This window comes from Streptomyces sp. NPDC046876 (assembly GCF_040645035.1).
GTDB lineage: Bacteria > Actinomycetota > Actinomycetes > Streptomycetales > Streptomycetaceae > Streptomyces.
Window position 1 is genome coordinate 21,370 of sequence record NZ_JBEYXK010000047.1, and the last position, 21,282, is coordinate 42,651.

A 21,282-nucleotide genomic window follows, 5' to 3' on the forward strand; every position below is an offset into this window, starting at 1 on the left:
AACCGGCCGGGCGGCCGGACGATCAGACCAGGCGGCGCGCCGTCGCCCAGCGGGTCAGCTCGTGCCGGTTCGACAGCTGGAGCTTGCGCAGGACCGCCGAGACGTGCGACTCGACCGTCTTCACGGAGATGAACAGCTGCTTGGCGATCTCCTTGTACGCGTAGCCGCGCGCGATCAGCCGCAGCACCTCGCGCTCGCGCTGGGTCAGCCGGTCCAGGTCCTCGTCGACCGGCGGCGCATCGGTCGAGGCGAACGCGTCGAGGACGAAGCCGGCCAGGCGCGGCGAGAACACCGCGTCGCCGTCCTGCACCCGGAAGACCGAGTCCACCAGGTCGGCGCCGGTGATGGTCTTGGTGACGTACCCGCGGGCGCCACCGCGGATGACCCCGATGACGTCCTCGGCGGCGTCCGACACCGACAGGGCGAGGAAGCGCACCGGGCGCTCGGCCGCCGCCATCAGCGGGGCGCAGCGCCGCAGCACCTCGACCCCGCCGCCGCCGGGCAGGTGCACGTCGAGCAGGACCACCTCGGGGCGGGTCGCGGTGATGACGGTGACGGCCTGGTCGACGTCGGCCGCCTCGCCGACGACCTCGACGCCGGTCCGGGCGGTCTCGCCGATCTCGGCCTGCACGCCCGCGCGGAACATCCGGTGGTCGTCGACGAGGACCACGCGGACCCGCCGCTCCGGCTGTGCCTGCCCCTGCCCCTGCGCGTCTGCGTTCTGCTCCGTCATGCCGCCCTCGCCGCCCTCTCCATCTCCAGCTCGACTTCCGTGCCGCCGTCGGGCGCGGACCGCAGCCGTGCGGTCCCGCCGTTGCGCTGCATCCGGCCGATGATCGATTCTCGTACGCCCATGCGGTCGTCCGGTACCGCGTCGATGTCGAAGCCCGGCCCCCGGTCCCGTACGGACACGAAGACCGTGGCCCCCTCCACCTCGGCGTACACCTGCACCGGGCCTCCCTCGCCACCGTACTTGGCGGCGTTGACCATCGCCTCGCGCGCGGCCTGCATCTGTGCGCCCAGCTTCTCGTCGAGGGGGCAGTCGCCGACCACGACGACCTCGATCGGGACCCCGTGGTGGTCCTCCACCTCGGCGGCGGCCTTCTTGACGGCCTCGGCGAGGGTGGCGGGCTCCTCGGCCTCGTCCTTGCCGGTGCCCTCGGGCTTGTACAGCCAGTTGCGCAGCTCGCGCTCCTGGGCGCGGGCCAGGCGCCGGACCTCGCCGACGTCCTCGGCGTTGCGCTGGATCAGGGTGAGGGTGTGCAGGACGGAGTCGTGGACGTGGGCGGCGACCTCGGCGCGCTCCTGGGCGCGGATGCGCATCAGGCGCTCCTCGGAGAGGTCCTGGGTCATCCGGATCAGCCAGGGTCCGGCGAGCAGGGCGATGCCGACGAGGACGGCGAGGGCCGCGGTGAGGACGTTGCCGAGCTGGGCGGCGGAGCCGCGCACGACCATGAAGACGGTCAGGCCGACGCCGACGAGCGCCACACCGGCCAGGGAGCGGGCCAGCTGGAACATGCGCCGGTTGCCGTCGGCGGTGGCGCCCCAGTGGGCGCGGCGGGCGTTGTCGGCCTGCCGCCACACGAGGACGACGCCGGCGCCGACGAGCAGGGTGGGCCACACGTACCGGCCGGAGGCGCCGCCCGCCTGGACCTTGGCGATGAAGATCCCGGCGCCGATGCACAGCGCGACGAGCGCGGTGATCTGGCCCTTGGCGGGTTTGCGCAGGCGGCGGCTGCCGTCGGGGAGGGTCTCGAAGAAGGAGCGGTCGGAGGTGCGGCCGCCGACGCCGAGCGGTACGAAGACCCAGAACGCGGCGTAGAGCAGGACGCCGAGCCCGTCGCCCCACATGAACAGGCCGAGGAAGGCGAGCCGGACCCAGATGACCGGGAGCCCGAGGTGCCCGGCGAGGCCGCGCGCCACTCCGCCGAGCATGCGGCCGTCGGCGCTGCGGTAGAGCTTGCGCGGCGGGGCCTCGTCGGGGTCCTGGGCGTGCGGGGTGCGCGGGGCGGCGGGAACGGGCATGTCACTGATGGTCACACGGGCGGCGGGCGCCGGGCATCAGGGCATCCCCCCAGATCGGGGCGGGGGATATCAGGGTTGTCCCAGGGTAGGGCCCGGTGCCGCGGGGCCCCACGGCCCGCCACCATGGACCCATGACCAAGCACGACTCCCCGCCGCAGGCCGCCCGGGACGGGCGGGCCACCGATCGCGGTACCGACCGGACGGCCGACCGCGCCGGCGACCGCGGCGCCGACCGGCCGCCCCTGCGCCGCAGCAAGCGCGACAAGGTCCTCGCCGGCGTGTGCGGGGGCCTGGGCCGGTACTTCGACCTGGACCCGGTGGTCTTCCGGATCGTGCTCGGCGTCCTCGCCGTCACCGGCGGCGTCGGCCTGATCTTCTACGGCTTCGCCTGGCTGCTGCTGCCCGTGGAGGGCGAGGACGACAGCGAGGCGAAGAAGATGCTGACCGGCCGGGTCGAAGGGGCCACGCTGGCCGCCGTGTTCGCGGCGCTGGTCGGGTGCGCGCTGTTCCTGTCGATGCTGGACAACGGGGGGCTGGCGGCCTTCTCCGTCCTGGTGATCCTCGCTCTGGGCGGGGCCGCGTACTGGTCGCAGCGCCACCGGCACGCCCCGGCGCCCGAGGCGGAGCCCCAGGCGGGCGGCGGCAGCCCCAGCCCGGCGCCGCCGGAGACGAAGGCCCCGCCGGCGCCCGGCAGCCCGTCGTGGTGGCGGGACCCGCTGGTCAAGGACGGCACCACGGGCCCGGTCGGGGCGAGCGGCTACCTGTGGGGGCCGGACGACGCCGCCGACGCCGCGGCCGCGGCGGACCCGGCGGGCGGGCGGGACGCGGGCGCGTCCGTCCCCGGCCGGGGACCGGGGTCCCTGCGGAGGCCGGACGGCTCCGGGATCGGCGGCCGGGTGTTCGTGCTGGCGGTGCTGGCCGGGGCAGCCGCGACCGCGTCGGTCTGGCAGGGCAGCACGCTCTCGCACGCGCTCCAGATCGGGCTGGCCTCGGCGCTGGCGGTCTTCGGTCTGGGCCTGGCGGTCAGCTCGGTCAAGGGCCGCACCGGCTTCGGGACGGTACTGCTGGCGATGATCACGGCCGGGCTGCTGGCCGGGGCCTCCGCACTGCCCCGCGAGGTCGGCACGGACTGGCACCGCGTGGAGTGGCGGCCGGCCGCGGTGGCCGACGTCAAGCCGCGCTACGCGTCCGGTACGGGGCTCGCCACCCTCGACCTGAGCCGCCTGGACGTCCCCAAGGGCACCACCTTGACCGTGCACGCCGAGATCGAGGCGGGCCGCCTGAAGGTGGTCGTGCCCCGCGAGGTCACCGCGCAGGCGGACGTCTCCGTCAAGCTCGGCGACATCAAGCTGCCCGGCGACGACAGCCGGGACGTACGCATCAAGAGCGGCGGCGAAACCCAGCAGGAGACGCTGAAGCCGCCCGCCGGCACCGAGGCCGGCGGAACGATCGATCTGCACCTGCACGCGGGTGTGGGACAGGTGGAGGTGGCCCGTGCGGCGTCATGAGTTCCAGCCGGGACGGCTGATCGCGGGCCTGGTCCTGACGGCCGCGGGCGTGCTGTACCTGCTCGACGCGACCGGCGAGGCCGACCTGCCCTGGTTCCTCGTCGTCCCCGTGGCGGCGGGCGGGCTGGTCCTGGCCTCGTTCGTCGGGATGGTGACCTACGCGGTGCGGCGCGACCGCCGGAGCCTGTCGGACCCCGCCTACGGAGCCGACCGTTCGGACCGCTCCGAGCGGCGGGCCCGGATGAGCGAGTCCAGCGAGTAGTCGGGGGCGCCGGCGAGGACCAGCGGGAGCCAGGCCATCAGGTAGGCCAGGTCGTTGCCGTAGTAGTACGGGGACACCTGCCAGGACACCGTGAGCCACAGGCTGAGCGAGATCAGCGCCCCGCCGGCGGCGGCGAGCCGGGTCAGCAGCCCGGCGAGGACGCCCAGTCCCACCGCGATCTCCCCGATGGCCAGCAGGACGGCGAAGCCGACGGGCGAGAGCAGGGCCAGGTCCACCAGGGCGGGGACGGCGGAGGTGTCGCGGACCCCGTGCATGAGCTCGCCGATCGAGCCGTTGCCGGTGGCGGACAGGAACGCGGGGTCGGTCAGCTTGTCCAGGCCCGCGTAGACGAAGGTCACGCCCAGGAAGATCCGCAGCGGCAGGAGCGCGTGCCGGGCGGCCTTCTCCCGCAGGGTGGGGGGCGCGGCCGGGGGCGCTTCGGGAACGTCGGTTCGGGTCACACCCCCATGTCTACCCGCTTCATTCGGCCACGTCGACGGTGCAGCGGTTCGATTCCACTCCGGCTGCCGTGACCACTTGGATCTCCACGCGCCCCGGTTCCACTTCCGCGGGGACCGGTACGGTCAGCACCGCGTCCGAGGGGTTGGTGAACCCGCCCGCCACCGGGACCAGCGGCACGTGCACGTGTACCGTCCCGATCCGCACCACCAGCCGCGCGAGCATCTCCGGCGTCTGCGCCCCGGGCGGGACGAATCCGACCCCCCGGACCTCGATGTCGTCGCCCGGCCGGATCGCCGCGTCGAGGTCCCCGGGCTCGCGTCTGCGGACCACCGACAGCACCAGCGGACGGGTCACCTCCGCGTACTTCGCCGCCAGGTACACCGCCGCCGACAGCGCCACCAGCATCGCCAGCGCCCACGGCAGCCGCGGCAGCCGGTCGGGGAACCGGGCCAGCGTCACCGCCGCGTAGGCCAGCACCACCGTGGAGACCAGCACGTACTGCGCGTCGGGGAAGCTGCCGCGGCCCGCGTCGTCGGTGAGCAGGTCCGCCCCGCGCGGCCGGTCCGCCGGCAGCTTCTGCAGCCGCTGGCCCAGGATCCGCACCGTGACCACCCGGCGCACCAGCACCGCCACCGCCGAGGTGAGGGCCACCACCGCCAGCAGCGGCAGGGCCCGGTCCAGCGCGAGCCCCTCGTGCAGCGCGCGCCGCTCGGGCCCGGGCGGCGAGGCCGCCAGCCGCAGCGCGGGCAGCAGCGCGGCGAACGCGGTCAGCAGCAGCCAGGCGCTCGGCACCGTCTTCGAGGTGGACAGCCGGTTGTCCTCCCCGACCAGCGGGGCCAGCAGCCCGCCGCGCACCGGCTGGGCGCGGGCGGCGACGGTGAGCAGCCCGGCCAGGACCACGGCCGCGAGCAGCCCGGCGGTGCGGGCCGCGGACCAGCCGGTGCCGAGCGCGGTGCCGACCTGCGCCAGGAGCAGCACCCCCGCCGCGACCCACACGGCGAGCACCGCCCGCCGGGAGAACAGGTACAGCCAGGAATTGCCGGCCTCGCGGCCGCGGTCGGCGACGGTGCGGGCCGAGAGGGTCAGCTCGTCGGAGACCCACTGCCGGGACGCGCCGACGGAGCGGGCCACCGCGGCCGGCAGCCCCTGCCCCGCGGCGAACTCGTCCCGCTTCTCCAGGAACGCGGCGACGGCGCGCCGGTGCCCCTCCTGCGCGCCGTGCGGGCAGTCGTCGCAGGTGCAGGCGCCGCCGTGGGTGCTTCGGGGGATCTGTTGGACAGCCACGTGCCTGCCGCCTCTCTGAACTACGGTGCAATGCCAGCGAATTGTGCACCACTGCGGCAGTGCTCCGGATTGCGCACGATGTCAGAGCAGGTGATTGTCCGTTCATGATGTTGACGTCACCCGCACGGCCCACCCGCCGGACGTCCTGCCGGACGTCCTATGCGACGGACTGCCACAGGGGCTGGTAGCTGACCCACGCCGCGAGGTCCGTGCCGAACCGCTCCCGGGCGGCGAGCGCGCTGCGGTGGTCGACGGGCACCGGCTTGCCGGCGGCCCGGGCGATCAGCTGCACCTGAGCGGCCCGCTCCGCCGCGACGAACCACCAGGCCGCCGCGTCCACGGAGCCCCCGACCGTCAGCAGCCCGTGGTGGCGCAGGATCAGCGCCTTGTACGGGCCGAGCGCGAGGGCGATCATGCGGCACTCCCCCGCGTCGCCCGCGCCGTGCGTGTACACGTTGAGGAGGGCGTGGTCCTCGTAGAAGGCACAGGCCTCCTGGGTGATCGGGGCGAGGAGTTCGCCGAGCGCGGCGAGCGCCCTGCCGTACGGGGCGTAGGCACGGACCACGGCCACGGCCTCGGGCCGGGCCCGGTGCACGGCCGCGTGCACGGCGAAGGCCAGCTCGTTGACCCGCCGCTCCCCTTGCAGGACCCGCCCGTCGCCGTCGACGAGCAGCAGGTCGTCGGCGGTCAGCGCGCCCGGCGCCCGGCCGAAGGGGTTCACCCAGTAGCAGTCGTCGTACTCGGGGTCCCGGGCGGTGACGTGACCGGCGACGCCCTCCTCGTACCCGAGCCGGGCGAACAGCCGCAGCGCCCCGGCGAGCCGCTCCTTGCGGTGCGCCCGCTCCTGCGCCGGGTCGTCGTGGACGGGCGGCAGCTCGAAGCGCAGCCGGTCCACGGGCACTGGGCCGGGGCGCACCGGGCCGGGGCGCACGGATTCGGGCCGGTCCGGCTGCATGGGCGGTCCCCTCCTCGGTCGGTTCGCGGCGCAAGGTACCCGCGGGGCGCGCAACTGGCCAGAGGAACGGCGAAGCCGCCGCCCGGCGGGGCCGGGACGGCGGCTTCGTCACGTACGGGCGGGGACTACTCCCACTCGATCGTGCCCGGGGGCTTGCTCGTGCAGTCCAGGACGACGCGGTTGACGTCCTTGACCTCGTTGGTGATGCGGGTCGAGATCCGGGCGAGGACCTCGTACGGCATGCGCGTCCAGTCCGCGGTCATGGCGTCCTCGGAGGAGACGGGGCGCAGCACGATCGGGTGGCCGTAGGTGCGGCCGTCGCCCTGGACGCCGACGCTGCGGACGTCCGCGAGCAGGACGACCGGGCACTGCCAGATCTCGCGGTCCAGGCCGGCCGCGGTCAGCTCGTGGCGGGCGATGGCGTCGGCCTCGCGCAGCAGGTCCAGGCGCTCCTTGGTGACCTCGCCGACGATGCGGATGCCGAGGCCGGGGCCGGGGAACGGCTGGCGCTGGACGATCTCCTCGGGCAGGCCGAGCTCCTGGCCGACCATGCGGACCTCGTCCTTGAACAGCTGGCGCAGCGGCTCGACGAGCTCGAACTCGATGTCCTCGGGGAGGCCGCCCACGTTGTGGTGGGACTTGATGTTGGCGGTGCCGGTGCCGCCGCCGGACTCGACGACGTCCGGGTACAGGGTGCCCTGGACCAGGAAGGCCACGTCCGGGCCGCCCTCGGCCTCGGCGATGATCTCGGCCTGGGCCTGCTCGAAGACGCGGATGAACTCGCGGCCGATGATCTTCCGCTTGGTCTCCGGGTCGGAGACGCCGGCCAGCGCCTTCAGGAAGCGCTCCTGGGCGTCGACGACCTTCAGCTGCACGCCGGTGGCCGCGACGAAGTCCTTCTCGACCTGCTCGGTCTCGCCCTTGCGCATGAGGCCGTGGTCGACGTAGACGCAGGTCAGCTGGGAGCCGATGGCCTTCTGGACGAGGGCCGCGGCGACCGCGGAGTCCACGCCGCCGGACAGGCCGCAGATGGCGCGCTTGTCGCCGACCTGCTGGCGGATCGACTCGATCTGCTCCTCGACGATGTTGCCGGTGGTCCAGGTGGGCTGCAGGCCCGCACCGCGGTAGAGGAAGTGCTCCAGGACCTGCTGGCCGTGCGTGGAGTGCATCACCTCGGGGTGGTACTGCACGCCGTACAGGCTCTTCTCGTCGTTCTCGAAGGCCGCGACCGGGACGACGTTCGTCGACGCGGTGACGGTGAAGCCCTCGGGGGCGGCGGAGCAGGCGTCGCCGTGGGACATCCACACCGACTGGTGCTCGGGGGTGCCCTCGAAGAGGGTGGAGCCGGTCTTGGTGACGGCCAGCGGGGTGCGGCCGTACTCGCGGGCGCCGGTGTTGTCGACGGTGCCGCCGAGGGTGGTCGCCATCAGCTGGAAGCCGTAGCACATGCCGAACACCGGAACGCCGGACTCGAACAGGCCGAGGGCGTCGTCCAGGCGCGGGGCACCCTCCTCGTACACGGAGGACGGGCCGCCGGAGAGGATGACCGCCTTGGGGTTCTTGGCCAGCATCTCGGCGACGGGCATCGTGCTGGGCACGATCTCGCTGTAGACCCGTGCTTCGCGGACACGACGGGCGATGAGCTGGGCGTACTGGGCGCCGAAGTCGACGACGAGAACCGTGTCCGGGGCGCTGTCGTGGGCGGCGGAGGGTGCTTCTGGCACGGGGCGGCCTTCCGGCGGAAGAGGGTGGCTGTTTTGTCAATTCTAACGGGGGACACGCGGACCGATTCGTCTCACCGTCCGAGGCCGGGATCACGCGGTCCTGGGTGATGCGCCAAGGTCCGCCGCGTCTCAGCATCCGGGCCGGGTTGGCCCGCGCCCGAGCGGCCGGTCATAATCCGTTTCATGCGCAAGCACATGGGCTTCCTCTTTACCTATGGCACCGGACGGTCCGGCCGCCATGGGTCCTCGTGATGCTCGCTTGAGCCACTGACTTCCCGAAGCGCCCCGGTCCGATCAGGACCGGGGCGCTTCTCGTTTCCCACCGGTCCTGCGGACTCCCCGCCCCACACCGACAGGAGACCCCCGCCATGAGCAGCACCGCCACCGCCACCGCCGCCCCCGAGCAGCTGATCGCCGACTCCCGCGAGCGCATCGACGCCATCGACGACCGGATCATCGGCCTGATCCAGGAGCGGATGGCCGTCTCCGCGGTCATCCAGGACGCCCGGATCGCCTCCGGCGGGCGCCGGGTGCACCTCTCCCGCGAGATGGAGGTGCTCGCGCACTGGAGCGACGCCCTCGGCAAGCCCGGCACCGGCCTGGCCATGACCCTGCTGGAGCTGTGCCGCGGCCGCGTCTGACGCCTGTTCGCCGTCTGACGCCCGTTCGCCGTCTGACGCCTGTTCGTCACTCGTCCGGCCCGTGACCGGGCCCGGACGCCGTCGTTGGTGGGGGTGGCCGCGTCAGCCAGGCGCGACCGCCGCACCACGCGTGGCTCCGCCGGAGCGATGAGGCGCACGACCCGTGGGACGTGCGTCGTGGGACCTCGCTCCTTCGCGTGACCGGACGGCAGGGGACAGCAGCCCGGTCACCCCGGAAGGGACGGCCGGCTCGGGGGACGCCCCGGGCCGGCCGTCTTTTTGCGTGGCCGTCTTTTTGCGTGGCCGTCTTTTTGCGTGCACGGCCCCGTTGCGGGGCGGCGCCCCTCCCCCTCCGCGGCCCGGGCCCTGCGCACCGCCACCCAGTGTGACCGACACCACACGGAAGCGGCCCCTGTCCGGGTACAACCTTCAGAGGCGAACACCTGTCACCTATGTACCGCGGCGGGTACCGCGCTCGGAGGGGGAGCGCGGTACCCGCCGCGTGTCAGGGGTCGGCCCCCGCGCACGCCGCGGGCCCGTGTCAGGCGCCGGCCGGCCGCGGCGGCACCTCCGGGACCGGCAGGAGCGGCAGCCGCAGCGCGCCGAAGGCCTCCTTCGGCACCGCCGGGCGCACCGGCTCCACCGCGGCGACGCGGACGTAGGCCCCGCCCTGCTCGGGGCGCGGGTCCTGCTCGCCCTTGTTCGGCCAGTACGACATCGCCCGCTCGGCCTGCGCCGTGATCGTCAGCGATGGGTTGACCCCGAGGTTCGCGGAGACCGCCGAGCCGTCCACCACGGAGATGCCGGGGTGCCCGTACAGCCGGTGGTACGGGTCCACCACGCCCTCGGCGGGCGAGGCGCCGATCGGGCAGCCGCCGAGGAAGTGCGCGGTCAGCGGCGTGCCCATCAGCTCGCCCACGTTGCTGCCGGGGAAGCCGTTGATCTCCTCGGCGAGCAGGGTCGCGGCCCGGGTGGCCTCCTCGATCTGCACCGGATTGGGGGCTCCGTGCCCCTGGCGGGCGGTGAGCAGGCCCTTGCCCGGGCCGCCGGGCCGGCGGTAGGTGGTCAGCGAGTTGTCCAGCGACTGCATGACCAGGCCGATGATCGTCCGCTCCGACCAGCGCCGGTTCGACAGCGAGCGCAGCAGCTGCACCGGGTGCTTCGCGGTCCGGGCGAACCAGGCCCGCACCCGGTGCCGGCTGTAGGGCACCTGCAGGACGGTCAGGAAGCCCATCGCGTTGGAGCCGCGGCCGTAGCGGACGGGCTCGATGTGGGTGTCGGCGTCGGGGTGCACGGAGGAGGTGATCGCCACGCCGCGGGTGAAGTCGGCGCGCTGCTCCTTGCCGGCGGCCCCGCCGCGGCGCCTGCGGTAGCGGCGGTCGTCGGTCTGTGCGCCGACCAGCCCCTCCGAGTTGGTGCGGGTCAGCTCGCCGAGGCGGTCGGAGATCCGCGGGAGCAGCCCGTTGTCCTTCATGGTGTGCAGCAGCGTCTGCGTGCCGTACGTGCCGGCCGCGACCACCACGTACCGGGCGCGCAGCTCCTTGGCGATGCCGCGGCGGCGGGCGTCGGTCGGGACGGTGCGGACGTGGTAGCCGCCCTGCGGGTGCTCGGAGAGGGCGGTGACCGTGGTCATCGGGTGGATCACGGCGCCGGCGCGCTCGGCGAGGTGCAGGTAGTTCTCGTTCAGGGTGTTCTTCGCGCCGTGCCGGCAGCCGGTCATGCACTCGCCGCACTCGGTGCAGGCCCGGCGGGCGGGGCCGGCTCCGCCGAAGTACGGGTCGGCCACCTCCTGGCCCGGTTTGGCCACGGCCCCGCCCTCGGCGTCCGCGCCGTCGCCGAAGAACACGCCGACCGGGGCCATGTGGAAGGTGTCCCCGACGCCCATCTTCTCGGCGACCGCCTTGAGGTGGACGTCGGAGGGGGTCGTGGTCGGGTTGAGGCGCACCCCGAGCATCCGCTTGGCCTGCTCGTAGTACGGGGCGAGCTCCTCGCGCCAGTCGGTGATCGAGGCCCACTGCCGGTCCTCGAAGAACGCGGTCGGGGGGACGTAGAGGGTGTTGGCGTAGTTGAGGGAGCCGCCGCCCACGCCGGCGCCCGCGAGCACCATCACGTTGCCGAGCAGGTGGATCCGCTGGATCCCGTACAGCCCGAGGGCCGGGGCCCAGAGGTAGTTGCGCAGGTCCCAGCTGTTCTTGGGCAGGCCCTCTCGGGTGAACCGGCGCCCGGCCTCCAGGACGCCGACGCGGTAGCCCTTCTCGGTCAGCCGCAGCGCCGAAACCGCTCCTCCGAAGCCCGATCCGATGACGATGACGTCGTAGTCGTAGTCGTGGTCGTGGTCGTACGACACTGCTGTGCCTCCTCGGCGGTCGGCGGTTCAGCGCAGGCGGAGGGCCTTCATCACCTTCAGGCTGCGGGTCATGAACGCCGCGTACTTCTCGTCGTCCATGCCCAGCGCGGGCGCCATCGGCAGCACCCGCTGGTGGGCGACGGTCTGGGCCTCGGTGTACTTGAGGATGCCCTCGGAGCCGTGCCGGCGGCCGAGGCCGGAGTCCTTCATGCCGCCCATGGGCGCCTGGGCGCTGCCGTAGGCCGGGGCGTAGCCCTCGTTGATGTTGACGGTGCCGGTGCGCAGGCGGGCGGCGACGGCGTGGCCGCGGCGGGCGTCCTTGGTCCAGACGCTGGAGTTGAGTCCGTACGCGGTGGCGTTGGCCTCGGCGATGACCTCGTCCTCGTCGGTGAAGCGGTAGACGGAGACCACCGGGCCGAACGTTTCCTCGCTGCAGACCGCCATCGGCGCCTCCACGCCGTCGAGGATGGTGGGCTCGTAGAACAGCGGGCCGATGTCGGGCCGGGCGGTGCCGCCCGCGACCAGGGTGGCGCCCTTGGCGACGGCCTCGTCCACGTGCCGGGACACGGTCTCGAGCTGGCGCTCGCCGACCAGCGAGCCCATGTCCGCGCCGTACGCGAGGGAGCTGCCGAGCCGCATCGCCTTGGTGCGGGCGGCGAAGCGCTCGAGGAACGCATCGGCGATCGAGGCGTGGACGTAGAGCCGCTCGATGGAGATGCAGAGCTGGCCGGCGGAGGAGAAGCAGGCGCGGACGGCGCCGGCGGCGGCCTTCTCCACGTCGGCGTCGTGCAGGACGAGCATGGCGTTCTTGCCGCCGAGTTCGAGGGAGACCCCGACGAGGCGGGCAGCCGCGCCTTGGGCGACCTCGCGGCCGGTACGGGTGGAGCCGGTGAAGGAGACGTAGTCGGCGTGCCGGACCACCTCGGGGCCGACGACGGGGCCCTCGCCGAGGACGATCTGGAACACCTCGGCGGGCAGCCCGGCCTCGACAGCCAAGTCGCGGGCCCACAGGGCGGTGAGCGCGGTCTCGGTGTCGGGCTTCATCACGACGGCGTTGCCGGAGACGAAGGCGGGCAGGGCGTCGCCGACGGAGAGTTCGAGCGGGTAGTTCCAGGGGGCGATCTGGCCCACGACCCCGCGCGGCTGGCGCAGCTCGGTGACCTTGGTCAGGGTCGGCATCGCACCCGTGTGGCTCTTGGGGCGCAGGTACGCGGGCGCCTTGCGGCCGTAGTGGCGGGCGGCGACGGCCACGGCCTGGACCTCTTCGTGGGCGTGCAGGCGGGCCTTGCCGGTCTCCAGCTGGATCAGGTCCAGCACCTCGGCCTGGCGGGCCAGGACCAGGTCGTGGAAGCGGAGCAGGACGGCGGCCCGGCGGCGGACGGGCACCGCGGCCCAGGCGGTCTGCGCGGCGCGGGCCCGGCCGAAGGCCTCGGCGACGTCCTCGGCAGTGGCCTCGGGGAGGTCGGCGAGCTTGTCCCCGGTGAAGGGGGTGTGGTTCGCGGTCCGGCCGGAGCCGATCACTCCGCGGGTGAGCCGGGAGACCAGGCCGGGGGTGACCACGTCGGCTGCGGTGCGGGCACCGGCCGGCGCGGGGGCGACCGGGTTGGTGGGCTGCGGTGCGGTGCGGAGGGGGGCCGCCGGGGCCTGCGAGTCCGTCATGGCGGTGAGCGTATTGCGCGCGGGGGGCTTTGGGTACCCGTCGGTAACCGGATTTTGCCACATCCGCCAGTAATCGCTGGCAGGATGCGGTCCCGCCGGGCCGGCTCCGCGCGCGGCCCCGCCGGGGTCAGCCCTTCTTGGCGGGAGGCGCCCAGCCGCTGAGCACCGTGTCGAACTGCTCGCGGGTGGTGGCCCAGTCGGCGGCCGGGCCCGACATGTACACCGCGTACTCGGTGCCGTCCGGGGCGATGTACATCTGCTCGATGGCCCGGCGTGGCCCCGCCTGCGTGCCCTTCTCGGTCCAGGTGAACTCCCACAGGGCCGAGCGGGTGCTGTCCTGGAAGGTGTTCTGGTTCAGCTTCTGCCGCTTGTAGTCCGAGCGCTGCTTCACCTGCTTCTCCAGGTCGAGCAGGTGCGCGTACGGGGTGTCGTAGTCCGGCGTGGTGTCCGTCGCGATCCGGATGAAGTGCTTCCCGTTGTCGGCGGTGTAGTCGATCTGGTTGCCGTCCATCTGGCGCTTCCAACCCTCCGGTACGAAGAGGGTGAAGCCGACCGGGTCGGTGACCTCGGTGTAGCCCGACGGCGGGCCGGCGTCCTCCTCGCCGTCCTGGGAGTCGGGCGCGCCCGCGTTCTTGTCGGAGCCGCGGTCCTCGTCGGAGTCCCCGGTGAGCTTCAGCGCCCCGAACACGGCGCCGCCGCCGAGCAGCGCCGCCACCAGGGCGACGGCCGCGGCCCGCTTGATCCGGCCGGCGCTGCGGTCCGACGGCGCGGGGGCGGCGGGCTGTTCGGGCAGGGCCGCCGTGCGTACGGGCTCGGTCGCCGTGACGGCGTCCGGGGCGGGGGCGGCGGTGGTGGGGGGATGTGCGGAAGCGGAGGCGGAGGCCGCGGCCGGTTCGGGGGCGTGCGCGCCGGCGAGTTCCTCCGGGGTCACCGCGCGGGTCGGCACGTACGCCTGCGCCGCCTTCGGCTCGCGGCCCTCCATCGCCTCCAGCAGCATCCGCTCCGTCTCCTGCGCGGAGGGCCGCTCCTCGGGGTCCTTGCGCAGCAGCGCGGTGATGACCGGGCCGAGCGGGCCGGACTGCCGCAGCGCGGGCGGCTCGTCGTTGACCACGGCCTGGAGGCTGGAGATGGGCGAGGTGCGGCGGAACGGCGAGCGGGCCTCGACCGCCGTGTACAGGGTGGCGCCCAGCGACCACAGGTCGGAGGCGGTTCCGGGAGTGGCGCCGGTGACCCGCTCGGGGGCCAGGTAGTCGATGGAGCCGACGATCTCGCCGGTGCGGGTGATGGACGAATCGCCCTCGATCGCGGCGATCCCGAAGTCGGTGAGCAGCACCCGCCCGTCCTTGGCGAGCAGCACGTTGCCGGGTTTGACGTCGCGGTGCAGGACGCCGACCGCGTGCGCGGCGCGCAGCGCGCCCAGCACGTGCAGCCCGATGCGGGCCGCCTCGCGGGGCTCGATCCGGCCTGCCGCCTTGGCCGCCTCGGCGAGGGAGGGGCCGTCGATGTGCTCCATGACGATCCACGGCCGGTCGTCGTGCTCGAGCACGTCGTGGACGGTCACCACCGCCGGGTGCTGGATCCGGGCCGCGGCCCGGGCCTCCTTCTGCGTCCGGGCGTGCAGCACCTCCCGGTCGGCTTGGGCCACGTACAGACCCGCCGTCAGTTCCTTGACCGCGACGGTCCTGTTCAGGAGCTCGTCATGGGCGCGCCAGACCTTGCCCATGCCGCCGCTGCCGATGGGCTCCACGAGCCGGTACCGGCCGGCGAGCACTGCGCCCACACCTGTCTGCTGTTCCACGAAACCCCGCCACTCTGTGCACTCCTGGCCAGATTACGAACGCGGCGGCCCGGCCGATACACGGAGGGCACGGTTCCGGCACCACTGTGACGCAATTGCCGTACTGATTCTCCATCAGCCACCCGATTTGTAACTGCTCGTGGCCTTCTCGAAGACCTCGGTGACCTTGCCCTCGCCGTCCTGCGGGCCCGTCACCATGACGACGTGATAGCTGCCGCCGAGGGCCACGACGAAGTTGCGGGCCACGACGTTGCGGCCGGCGCCGTCGATCCAGGTGTAGCGGCCGGTGACGCGCAGCTGCTGGCCCACCTTGGTGGTCTTCACGTCGCCGCCGCTGGCCCAGGTGGACGAGCGGTACGGGGCCAGCTCGGGCTCCTTGTCCTTCTGGTAGGTCGCCGGGTCCGGGTTGCCGCCCTCGACCTTGTCCCGGCCCGGTACGACGGTCAGGACGTACTGGCCGTCGGTGTAGCGGACCTGGCCGGCCTCGTTCATCCCGCGGCGCTCCCAGCCGTCGGGCACGGCGATCTCGAAGTGCTCCGGATCCTGCTGGGTGGTGTAGCCCGGCGGGGCGGGGGCCGGGGTCTGGAGCTGGGTCGGGGCCGGGGTCCGGTCCGGCGACGGGCTCTTCGGGCCGGCCGCGGGCGAGGAGGTCCGCGTATCGGCCACGGGCGCGGGCGCATCGGCCTTCTCGGCCTCCTCCTCCGCCCGGGGGAGGAACAGCATCGCGTACGCCACGGCCCCGGCCATCAGGGCGAGCACGCCCAGCAGCAGGGTCCGGCCGAGGTGGCGCGGCCTGCGGGAGGGTGCCGGGTTGCGGTGCCGGCCGTGCAGGTCGCCGCGGCGGCGTACGACGGGCAGCCGGGCCGGATCCGGCTCCGGCGCCGGGAGCGCACCGGGGCCCGCGGCATCCGGCTCGGGCGCGGACCGCACGAGGGAGCGCAGCCAGCCGCGGAGCTCCTCGAAGTCGGGGCGCTCGGTGGGGTCCTGACGCAGCAGCGACTCCACGACGGGGCGCAGTGGACCGCACTCCTCCGCGAAGGCGGGCGGCTCGGCGCAGACCATCTCGACGAGCTCGGCGACGCTGTCCTCGGGGTACGGGGCGTGGCCCTGCACGGCCCGGTAGAGCAGCGCGCCGAGCGCCCACAGGTCGGTGGCCGGCCCGACGGGGGCCGCCAGCTGCCAGGGGCCGCTGACGGCCTCGGCCGCCTGCTCGGGGGCCCAGCGCTCGGTGACGGCCCCGACCACGGCCATCCGCGTCTGCCGGGCCCGCTCCGCGTCCAGGCCGGTACGGGGGCCGCCCCCGGCCCCGCCCCAGGCCCCGCCGCCGGGACGCGGAGCCGCCGGGGCCGCGGCGTACCCGTCCTGCCCGCCGTACCCGCCGGCCTCCGGCCCGGGCGCGGGGCGCGACGCGGCCGCGGGGTGCGGGCCTTGCGGGCCTTGCGGGCCGTGGGGGCCGTGGGGGTCTCCGCCCGCGCCCAGTGCCGGGGCCGCGGCCTGCGGCTCCGCTCCGGCGGGTGTGCGTGCCGGGGCCCCGGGGTACGGGGCGCCTCCGGCGGCGGGAGCGGAACCCGCCCCCGGGGACACCGCGCCCTCGGCAGTGGCGTACGGACCGGGTGCGGCGCCCGGGCCCCGTGGCGCCGGCCCACCGGCGGGGTGCGGAGCCCCCGCCTGGTCAGCGGGCCGCTGCACGGGCGGGGGCGCGGCGTGGGCGCCGGTCGGCCGGGCCGGGATCGGCAGGTTCGGCCGGGGCTGGCCGGGCTGGCCGGGGCGCAGGTAGGCCGTCGGATCCTCGGCCTGGTGGTAGCCCTGGGGCAGCGCGAGTCGGGCCGGGAGGGCGGGCCGGACCGGGCCGGCCGGGCCGGCCTCCGGCCGCTCCTGCGGCGCGCTCCCGCCTCCCGCTTCGGACGTCGAAGGCACGCCCTGCCGACGCGGCGCCGCCCCGTGCCAGGGCACCGCCGCGCCTTCGGCCCCGTCGGCGACGGCCCCGCCCGTGCCGTGGACGGCATCCCTGCCCGCGGTGGCCTCCGTACCGGTGGCGGCTCCCGGGCCGGAGGCCATTCCGGGGCCGGTGCCCGTGCCCGTGCCTGTGTCGGCCTCCGCGCCGGAGGCCGCCTCCGTACCGGCCCTCGTACCAAGGGCAGTCCCGCTGCCGGAGCCGCTGCTGCCGGCCGTTCCTGCGCCCGTCCCCGGGCCGGGGGCGGTGCCCAGGCCGGGGGCGGTGCCCAGGCCGGGGGCGGTGCCCAGGCCGGAGGCGGTGCCCAGGCCGGAGGCGGCGCCCGCGCCGGAGTCGCCGTGCTCACCCGGCTCCGGGGAGGCACCCGTACCGGAGGACGGGCCGGGGACGGTGCCCTGGCCGGTTCCGGTGCCGGTCGGGGTGGCCGGGGCCGGGGCGGGGCCGCCGTAGGGGTACTCGTAGCCCTGCGGGAGGTTCGAGCCCTGCGGGCGCGGGCCCGCGGGCGGCGCAGGGACGGCCTTGCGCTGCTCGGTGACGCGGGCCGTCGCGGCCTGCGCGCCCGCCCGGTACGCGGCGATGGCCCCGGCCCGGGCGGCGGCCTTCAGCTCGGGCCGGTCCGCGTCCCGGGCTCCGGGGGTGATGCGGTCCGTGTAGCGGGGCCCGGTGTCGTAGCCGGGCGCCACCAGTGGGGCATAACCGCCCTCGCCCGCCCGGGAGTCCGGCGCCGACGGCGGCGCCTCGTCGCCCCGGCCGGCGCCACCGGGCCCCGTCACACCGCGCCCCTGCGAACCGGACGCGGCGTACGGCCCCGGGCCGGTGTGCGGCAGTACGGGGCTGCCGCCCGTCGAAATCGGTTCGCCGGGCCGGGGTCGGGCCGACAGCGTGCCCGGGCCGGTCGGAGCAGGCCCGGTCTGCGGGGCTGCGTGACCGGGCCGGGTCGGCACCACGTCGTGGCCGGGCGTGGTGGGCGCGACCGGGTGGCCGGGCAGTGGCGGGGTGTTGCCGGCCGGCGGAGTCGGGGCCGCGCCGGGGCCGGCCGGGACCGGGTCGTAGCCGCAGAGGGCGTCCTCCGCGGCGCCGGCCGCCAGGCCGGTCAGCACGACGCGCCCGTCATCGCATATCAACACGGTCCGGACCGTGATGTTCCGGTGGGTCCAGCCGTGCGCGTGCAGCGCCCGCAGCGCGGTCAGCAGGTCCGCGGCGACCTCCGCCGCCCGGTACGGGGTCAGCGGCTCGTCGGCGAGCAGCGCGGCCAGCGGCCGGGCCGGCACCAACTCGCTCACTATCCACAGCGACCCGCCCTCGGCGAACACGTCGAAGACCTGGTCCAGCCGCGGATGGTCCGGTACGGACGCGGCCGCCTGGGCCGCGGCGATGGCCCTGCGCACGGCCGGCAGTTCTCCGGCCTGCGGAGCGCTCCGGGGGGCACGACCGGGTCCCGGTCCGGGTCCGGCGGCGGGCCCGGTTAAGCCGTCGGCCTCGCCGTCCAGCAGCTCCGCGTCCACGATCTCCGGCAACGGCACCTGCCGTACCAGGACTTCCTGCCCGCTCCGCGTGTCGAACGCCCGGGTCTCGACCAGTTCGTACTCGTCCGACGGCGGCAGCGGCAGACGGTAGCGGCCGGCCAGGATCCGGCCCGCGTAGTCCTCCACTCCGCCTCCCCCGAGTACGTGCCGGGCGGCCGGTTCCCCACGGCCCCCGCTGACACGATACGTCGCCCGGGGCGCCCGCGTCCCCGGCCTTGGGAGGCTCGTCAGCCGAGCGGCTGGAAGGTCTGGAACGCCACGTTGCGCATCTGCGTGCACTCCGCCCCGTCCCACTGGTCCGCGGCGCAGCTGATCATGATGGCGTAGCCGTGGGTCGAGTCGATCTTGAAGCCGCGGTCGAGCACCCGGACCCGGATGCCCTTCTGGTCGCGCTCGAACTCCCAGTCCGCGACGGTCGGGTAGTTCCGGTACGAGACCAGGTCGAGCCGGATCTGCCGGTAGTTCTGGCTGCTGCCCGCCACCGCGGGGGCCAGCGCGGCCCAGGCGGCGCGGGCGTCGTTGCCGGGGTGGTCGGTGTAGTCGACCTGGATGCGCGGGAACCCGCCGTCGCGGCTGTATATCGCGCCGGACTTGTCGCCGGCGGTGTCCGTCTGCCGGAAGCCCTGGGGCATCGCCATCGAGAAGTGGTAGCCGGGGTCCGTCACCAGGGAGAAGCCCGCCGGGATCCCGCCGGCCGCCGGGCCGCCGGGGACGGCGCCCTGACCCTGGCCCTGCCCCTGGCTCTGGCCCTGCGTGGCCGTCTGGCCCTGGCTCTGCCCGCCGCTCGGGCTCTGGGCCTGGCCGGGCTCGCCGGTGCCGCCGCCGGTCTTGCCGGCGGTGGCGGCGGTCTCGCCGGCCTTGCCGGAGCCGCCCGGGGCGGGGGTGCCGGAGATCGTGGTGCCGCCCTGGCCGCCCTTGCCCTGGTTCTTCTTGTCCGCCGCGTCGTCGCCGCTGAACATGTACACCAGCAGCGAGCCGATGGCGGCGAGCGCGACGACCACGCCGGCGATGGCGAGCCCGATGGTGCGGCGGGACATGACGTCGGTGAGCGGGGCCGGCGCGACCTGCCCGGCCGGGGTCCGGCCGCCGCCCGGCGGCGGGACCGGGGGCTGGGCCGCCGCGGCAGTGGCCGTCGCGGGGGCAGCGGCCGCCGTCGCCGCGGCCTTGCGGGCCGCCTTCAGTGCGGCGCGGGCCCGCTCGCGCTGTTCGCGCTCGCGGCGCTCGCGCTCCTTCTTCTCCGCCTTCTCGGCCGCCTTCTCGGCGGCGGCCCTGGCCATGGCCTCCTTGGCGTCCGCCAGCGATATCTGCCGGGTCTCCTCGACCGCGGAGGTCAGGCCCGCGGCGGCGGGCGCCGGCTCGGGGGCGTTGACGACGGCCGTCAGCATGGCCCGCGCGCGGGGCTCGTCGAGGCGGCGGGCGGGGTCCTTGGCGAGCAGGCCGTAGATGACCTCGGTGAGCGGGCCGGCGTTCTTGGGCGGGTCCACCTGCTCGGTCATCACCGCCGTGAGGGTGGCGAGGGCGGAGCCCTTGTCGTACGGGGGCACGCCCTCGACGGCGGCGTACAGCAGGCCGCCCAGGGACCACATGTCGGCCGGCGGGCCGGGCTTCTGGCCGCGGGCGCGCTCGGGCGAGATGTACGAGGGCGCGCCGACGAGCATGCCGGTGGAGGTGATGGAGGGGTCGCCCTCCACCTGCGCGATGCCGAAGTCGGTGAGGACGACACGGCCGTTGGCGGCGATGAGCACGTTGGACGGCTTCACGTCGCGGTGCAGGATGCCCTGGTTGTGGGCGGCGCGCAGCACGTCGAGGACGGCGAGGCCGACCTCGGCGGCGCGGTGGGGCGTCAGGGGGCCCTGCTCGCGGATGAACTCGGCGAGGGAGGGGCCCTCGATGAGCTCCATGACGATCCAGGGGCGGCCGTCCTCGTCGACGACGTCGAAGACGGTGACGGCGCCGCCGCTGCGGATGCGGGCGATGGCCTTGGCCTCGCGGAGGGTGCGGGTGATGAGGCGGCGCTTTTCGTCCTCGTCGACGCCGTTGCCGAAGCGGAGTTCCTTGACGGCGACGGTGCGGCCGAGGGTTTCGTCCTCGGCGCGCCAGACGGTGCCCATGCCGCCCTTGCCGAGCACTTCGCCGAGGCGGTAGCGGCCCGCGAGCAGCCGGCCCTCGGTGCCGGCGTCCGCGGCGGCCTTGGCGGCCGCGGCCTTGACGGCTGCCGCCACGGCATCGGCCTTGTCGATCACGGGATTCCCGGACGTGGTCCGAACCGCCTCGGCCGCATCACCGGACACCCCGGCCCCTCGGGCCCCCGCCGCAGGCTTCGCCGAACCCGCGCCGGATCCCGGCACGGCGTCCTGCGGCCCGACCGCAGCGGCGCGCTTCGACAGGTCCGGCTTCGCCGACCCCTCCGCGTCCGCGGACCGGACGATCCCCGCAGCCCCGGACCCGGCGTCAGCCGACGCAGGCTTCGCGGCCGCAGCCGCCGACTTGGCGGGCGCCGACGCAGCGGCGCCCTTCGACAGGTCGGGCTTCGCCGGTGCCTCCGCGGACGCGTCCGCAGACCCGGCGTCAGCCGACGCAGCCGCACGCTTCGCGAAGTCCGGCTTCGCCGGCGCGTCCGCGGACCGGACGCTCGCCCCGGACCCGGCGTCAGCCGACACCGGCTTCGCGGGCGCCGACGCAGCGGCGCCCTTCGACAGGTCCGGCTTCGCCGGTGCCTCGGCGGACGTGCCCCCGGCCCCGGCATCAGTCGGCGCAGCCGCGGGCTTCGGGGCCGTGGGCTCGGCGGTTGCCGCGGAGTCGGGCGCAGCCGGACGCTTCGAGAGGTTCGGCTTCGGCTGTGCGGCGTCGGTTGTGGGACGGGGGTTCGGAACGGTCGAGGGCGCGGCGGTGGCGGGTTCGGCGGGCGGCTTCGGCCCGGCCGACCCCGACTTCGCCCGGTCCTGCTTCGCCGCAGGCGAATCGGTGTGCTCCGGCTTCGACATGCGTCCCCTCTGCGATCGTGCCGCCTGCTCCGGCTGCCCCGGCATCCGCCGGGATGCCCGGTGGCCCGCCCCGGGAGAACCCGCGCGATAACCCGCCCCGGCAGAACCCTTATTCTTCCTCACTCCGCAACGGACGGGAGCCCCGGGTCCGCG

15 protein-coding genes are annotated in these 21,282 nt (G+C 75.0%); 4 read left to right on the forward strand and 11 right to left on the reverse strand.

Features of this window, described 5'->3' with window-relative positions:
• Positions 1-22 precede the first annotated feature (22 nt).
• Together ABZ924_RS23225 and ABZ924_RS23230 are read right to left on the reverse strand one after the other, a co-directional pair.
• A complete protein-coding gene (locus ABZ924_RS23225) occupies positions 23-733 on the reverse strand; it encodes a response regulator transcription factor (RefSeq protein WP_361912911.1) in 711 nt (236 codons plus the stop codon).
• The gene (locus ABZ924_RS23230; RefSeq protein WP_361912914.1) at positions 730-2,025 is read right to left on the reverse strand and encodes a PspC domain-containing protein; all 1,296 of its coding nucleotides are present in this window, start codon (positions 2,023-2,025) and stop codon (positions 730-732) included. Before ABZ924_RS23230 ends, ABZ924_RS23225 begins: the two co-directional genes overlap by 4 nt.
• Before the next feature lie 131 nt (positions 2,026-2,156).
• Between ABZ924_RS23230 and ABZ924_RS23235 the strand changes: the two genes are divergently transcribed.
• The gene (locus ABZ924_RS23235) at positions 2,157-3,533 is read left to right on the forward strand and encodes a PspC domain-containing protein (RefSeq protein WP_361912917.1); all 1,377 of its coding nucleotides are present in this window, start codon (positions 2,157-2,159) and stop codon (positions 3,531-3,533) included.
• Positions 3,520-3,795, forward strand: a complete 276-nt coding sequence (locus ABZ924_RS23240) for a hypothetical protein (RefSeq protein WP_361912920.1) — start codon at positions 3,520-3,522, stop codon at positions 3,793-3,795. The genes ABZ924_RS23235 and ABZ924_RS23240 overlap by 14 nt, the downstream gene beginning before the upstream one ends.
• On the opposite strand, the gene ABZ924_RS23245 is transcribed toward ABZ924_RS23240, so the two are convergent.
• The 4 genes from ABZ924_RS23245 to guaA form a co-directional block, all read right to left on the reverse strand.
• Positions 3,732-4,256 (reverse strand): TQO small subunit DoxD, encoded by a 525-nt coding sequence (locus ABZ924_RS23245; RefSeq protein ID WP_361912923.1) that lies wholly within the window; start codon positions 4,254-4,256, stop codon positions 3,732-3,734. The genes ABZ924_RS23240 and ABZ924_RS23245 overlap by 64 nt on opposite strands.
• Positions 4,257-4,275: 19 nt before the next feature.
• On the reverse strand, positions 4,276-5,541 hold the full coding sequence (locus tag ABZ924_RS23250; RefSeq protein ID WP_361912926.1) for a hypothetical protein: 1,266 nt from the start codon (positions 5,539-5,541) through the stop codon (positions 4,276-4,278).
• A 157-nt stretch (positions 5,542-5,698) separates the two neighbouring features.
• Entirely contained in the window at positions 5,699-6,496 is a 798-nt protein-coding gene (locus ABZ924_RS23255; protein ID WP_361912928.1) for a class II aldolase/adducin family protein, read from the reverse strand.
• A gap of 125 nt (positions 6,497-6,621) precedes the next feature.
• Positions 6,622-8,220, reverse strand: a complete 1,599-nt coding sequence (guaA, locus tag ABZ924_RS23260; protein WP_361912931.1) for a glutamine-hydrolyzing GMP synthase — start codon at positions 8,218-8,220, stop codon at positions 6,622-6,624.
• A 293-nt stretch (positions 8,221-8,513) separates the two neighbouring features.
• Between guaA and ABZ924_RS23265 the strand changes: the two genes are divergently transcribed.
• Positions 8,514-8,861 (forward strand): chorismate mutase, encoded by a 348-nt coding sequence (locus ABZ924_RS23265; protein WP_361912968.1) that lies wholly within the window; start codon positions 8,514-8,516, stop codon positions 8,859-8,861.
• Between the two features lie 541 nt (positions 8,862-9,402).
• Here ABZ924_RS23265 and ABZ924_RS23270 read toward each other — a convergent pair.
• The 5 genes from ABZ924_RS23270 to ABZ924_RS23290 all read right to left on the reverse strand — a co-directional run bounded on the left by ABZ924_RS23270 (position 9,403) and on the right by ABZ924_RS23290 (position 20,388).
• On the reverse strand, positions 9,403-11,208 hold the full coding sequence (locus tag ABZ924_RS23270; RefSeq protein ID WP_361912934.1) for a GMC family oxidoreductase: 1,806 nt from the start codon (positions 11,206-11,208) through the stop codon (positions 9,403-9,405).
• Between the two features lie 27 nt (positions 11,209-11,235).
• Entirely contained in the window at positions 11,236-12,867 is a 1,632-nt protein-coding gene (locus ABZ924_RS23275) for a succinic semialdehyde dehydrogenase (RefSeq protein WP_361912937.1), read from the reverse strand.
• Between the two features lie 127 nt (positions 12,868-12,994).
• Positions 12,995-14,665 (reverse strand): serine/threonine-protein kinase, encoded by a 1,671-nt coding sequence (locus tag ABZ924_RS23280; protein ID WP_361912939.1) that lies wholly within the window; start codon positions 14,663-14,665, stop codon positions 12,995-12,997.
• Between the two features lie 114 nt (positions 14,666-14,779).
• The gene (locus tag ABZ924_RS23285) at positions 14,780-18,271 is read right to left on the reverse strand and encodes a hypothetical protein (RefSeq protein ID WP_361912941.1); all 3,492 of its coding nucleotides are present in this window, start codon (positions 18,269-18,271) and stop codon (positions 14,780-14,782) included.
• Between the two features lie 101 nt (positions 18,272-18,372).
• Positions 18,373-20,388, reverse strand: coding sequence for a serine/threonine-protein kinase (locus ABZ924_RS23290; RefSeq protein ID WP_361912943.1), 2,016 nt, complete (start codon positions 20,386-20,388; stop codon positions 18,373-18,375).
• Between ABZ924_RS23290 and ABZ924_RS23295 the strand changes: the two genes are divergently transcribed.
• Positions 20,378-21,220 (forward strand): hypothetical protein, encoded by an 843-nt coding sequence (locus tag ABZ924_RS23295; RefSeq protein ID WP_361912946.1) that lies wholly within the window; start codon positions 20,378-20,380, stop codon positions 21,218-21,220. The two genes, ABZ924_RS23290 and ABZ924_RS23295, sit on opposite strands and share 11 nt — an antisense overlap.
• Positions 21,221-21,282: the final 62 nt, after the last annotated feature.

Excerpts from the sequence above, each read along its gene's own strand:
- ABZ924_RS23235 (WP_361912917.1), top strand. The coding sequence starts at position 2,157 with ATGACCAAGCACGACTCCCCGCCGCAGGCCGCCCGGGACGGGCGGGCC.
- ABZ924_RS23255 (WP_361912928.1), bottom strand. The coding sequence starts at position 6,496 with ATGCAGCCGGACCGGCCCGAATCCGTGCGCCCCGGCCCGGTGCGCCCC.
- ABZ924_RS23275 (WP_361912937.1), bottom strand. The coding sequence starts at position 12,867 with ATGACGGACTCGCAGGCCCCGGCGGCCCCCCTCCGCACCGCACCGCAG.
- ABZ924_RS23225 (WP_361912911.1), bottom strand. The coding sequence starts at position 733 with ATGACGGAGCAGAACGCAGACGCGCAGGGGCAGGGGCAGGCACAGCCG.
- ABZ924_RS23230 (WP_361912914.1), bottom strand. The coding sequence starts at position 2,025 with ATGCCCGTTCCCGCCGCCCCGCGCACCCCGCACGCCCAGGACCCCGAC.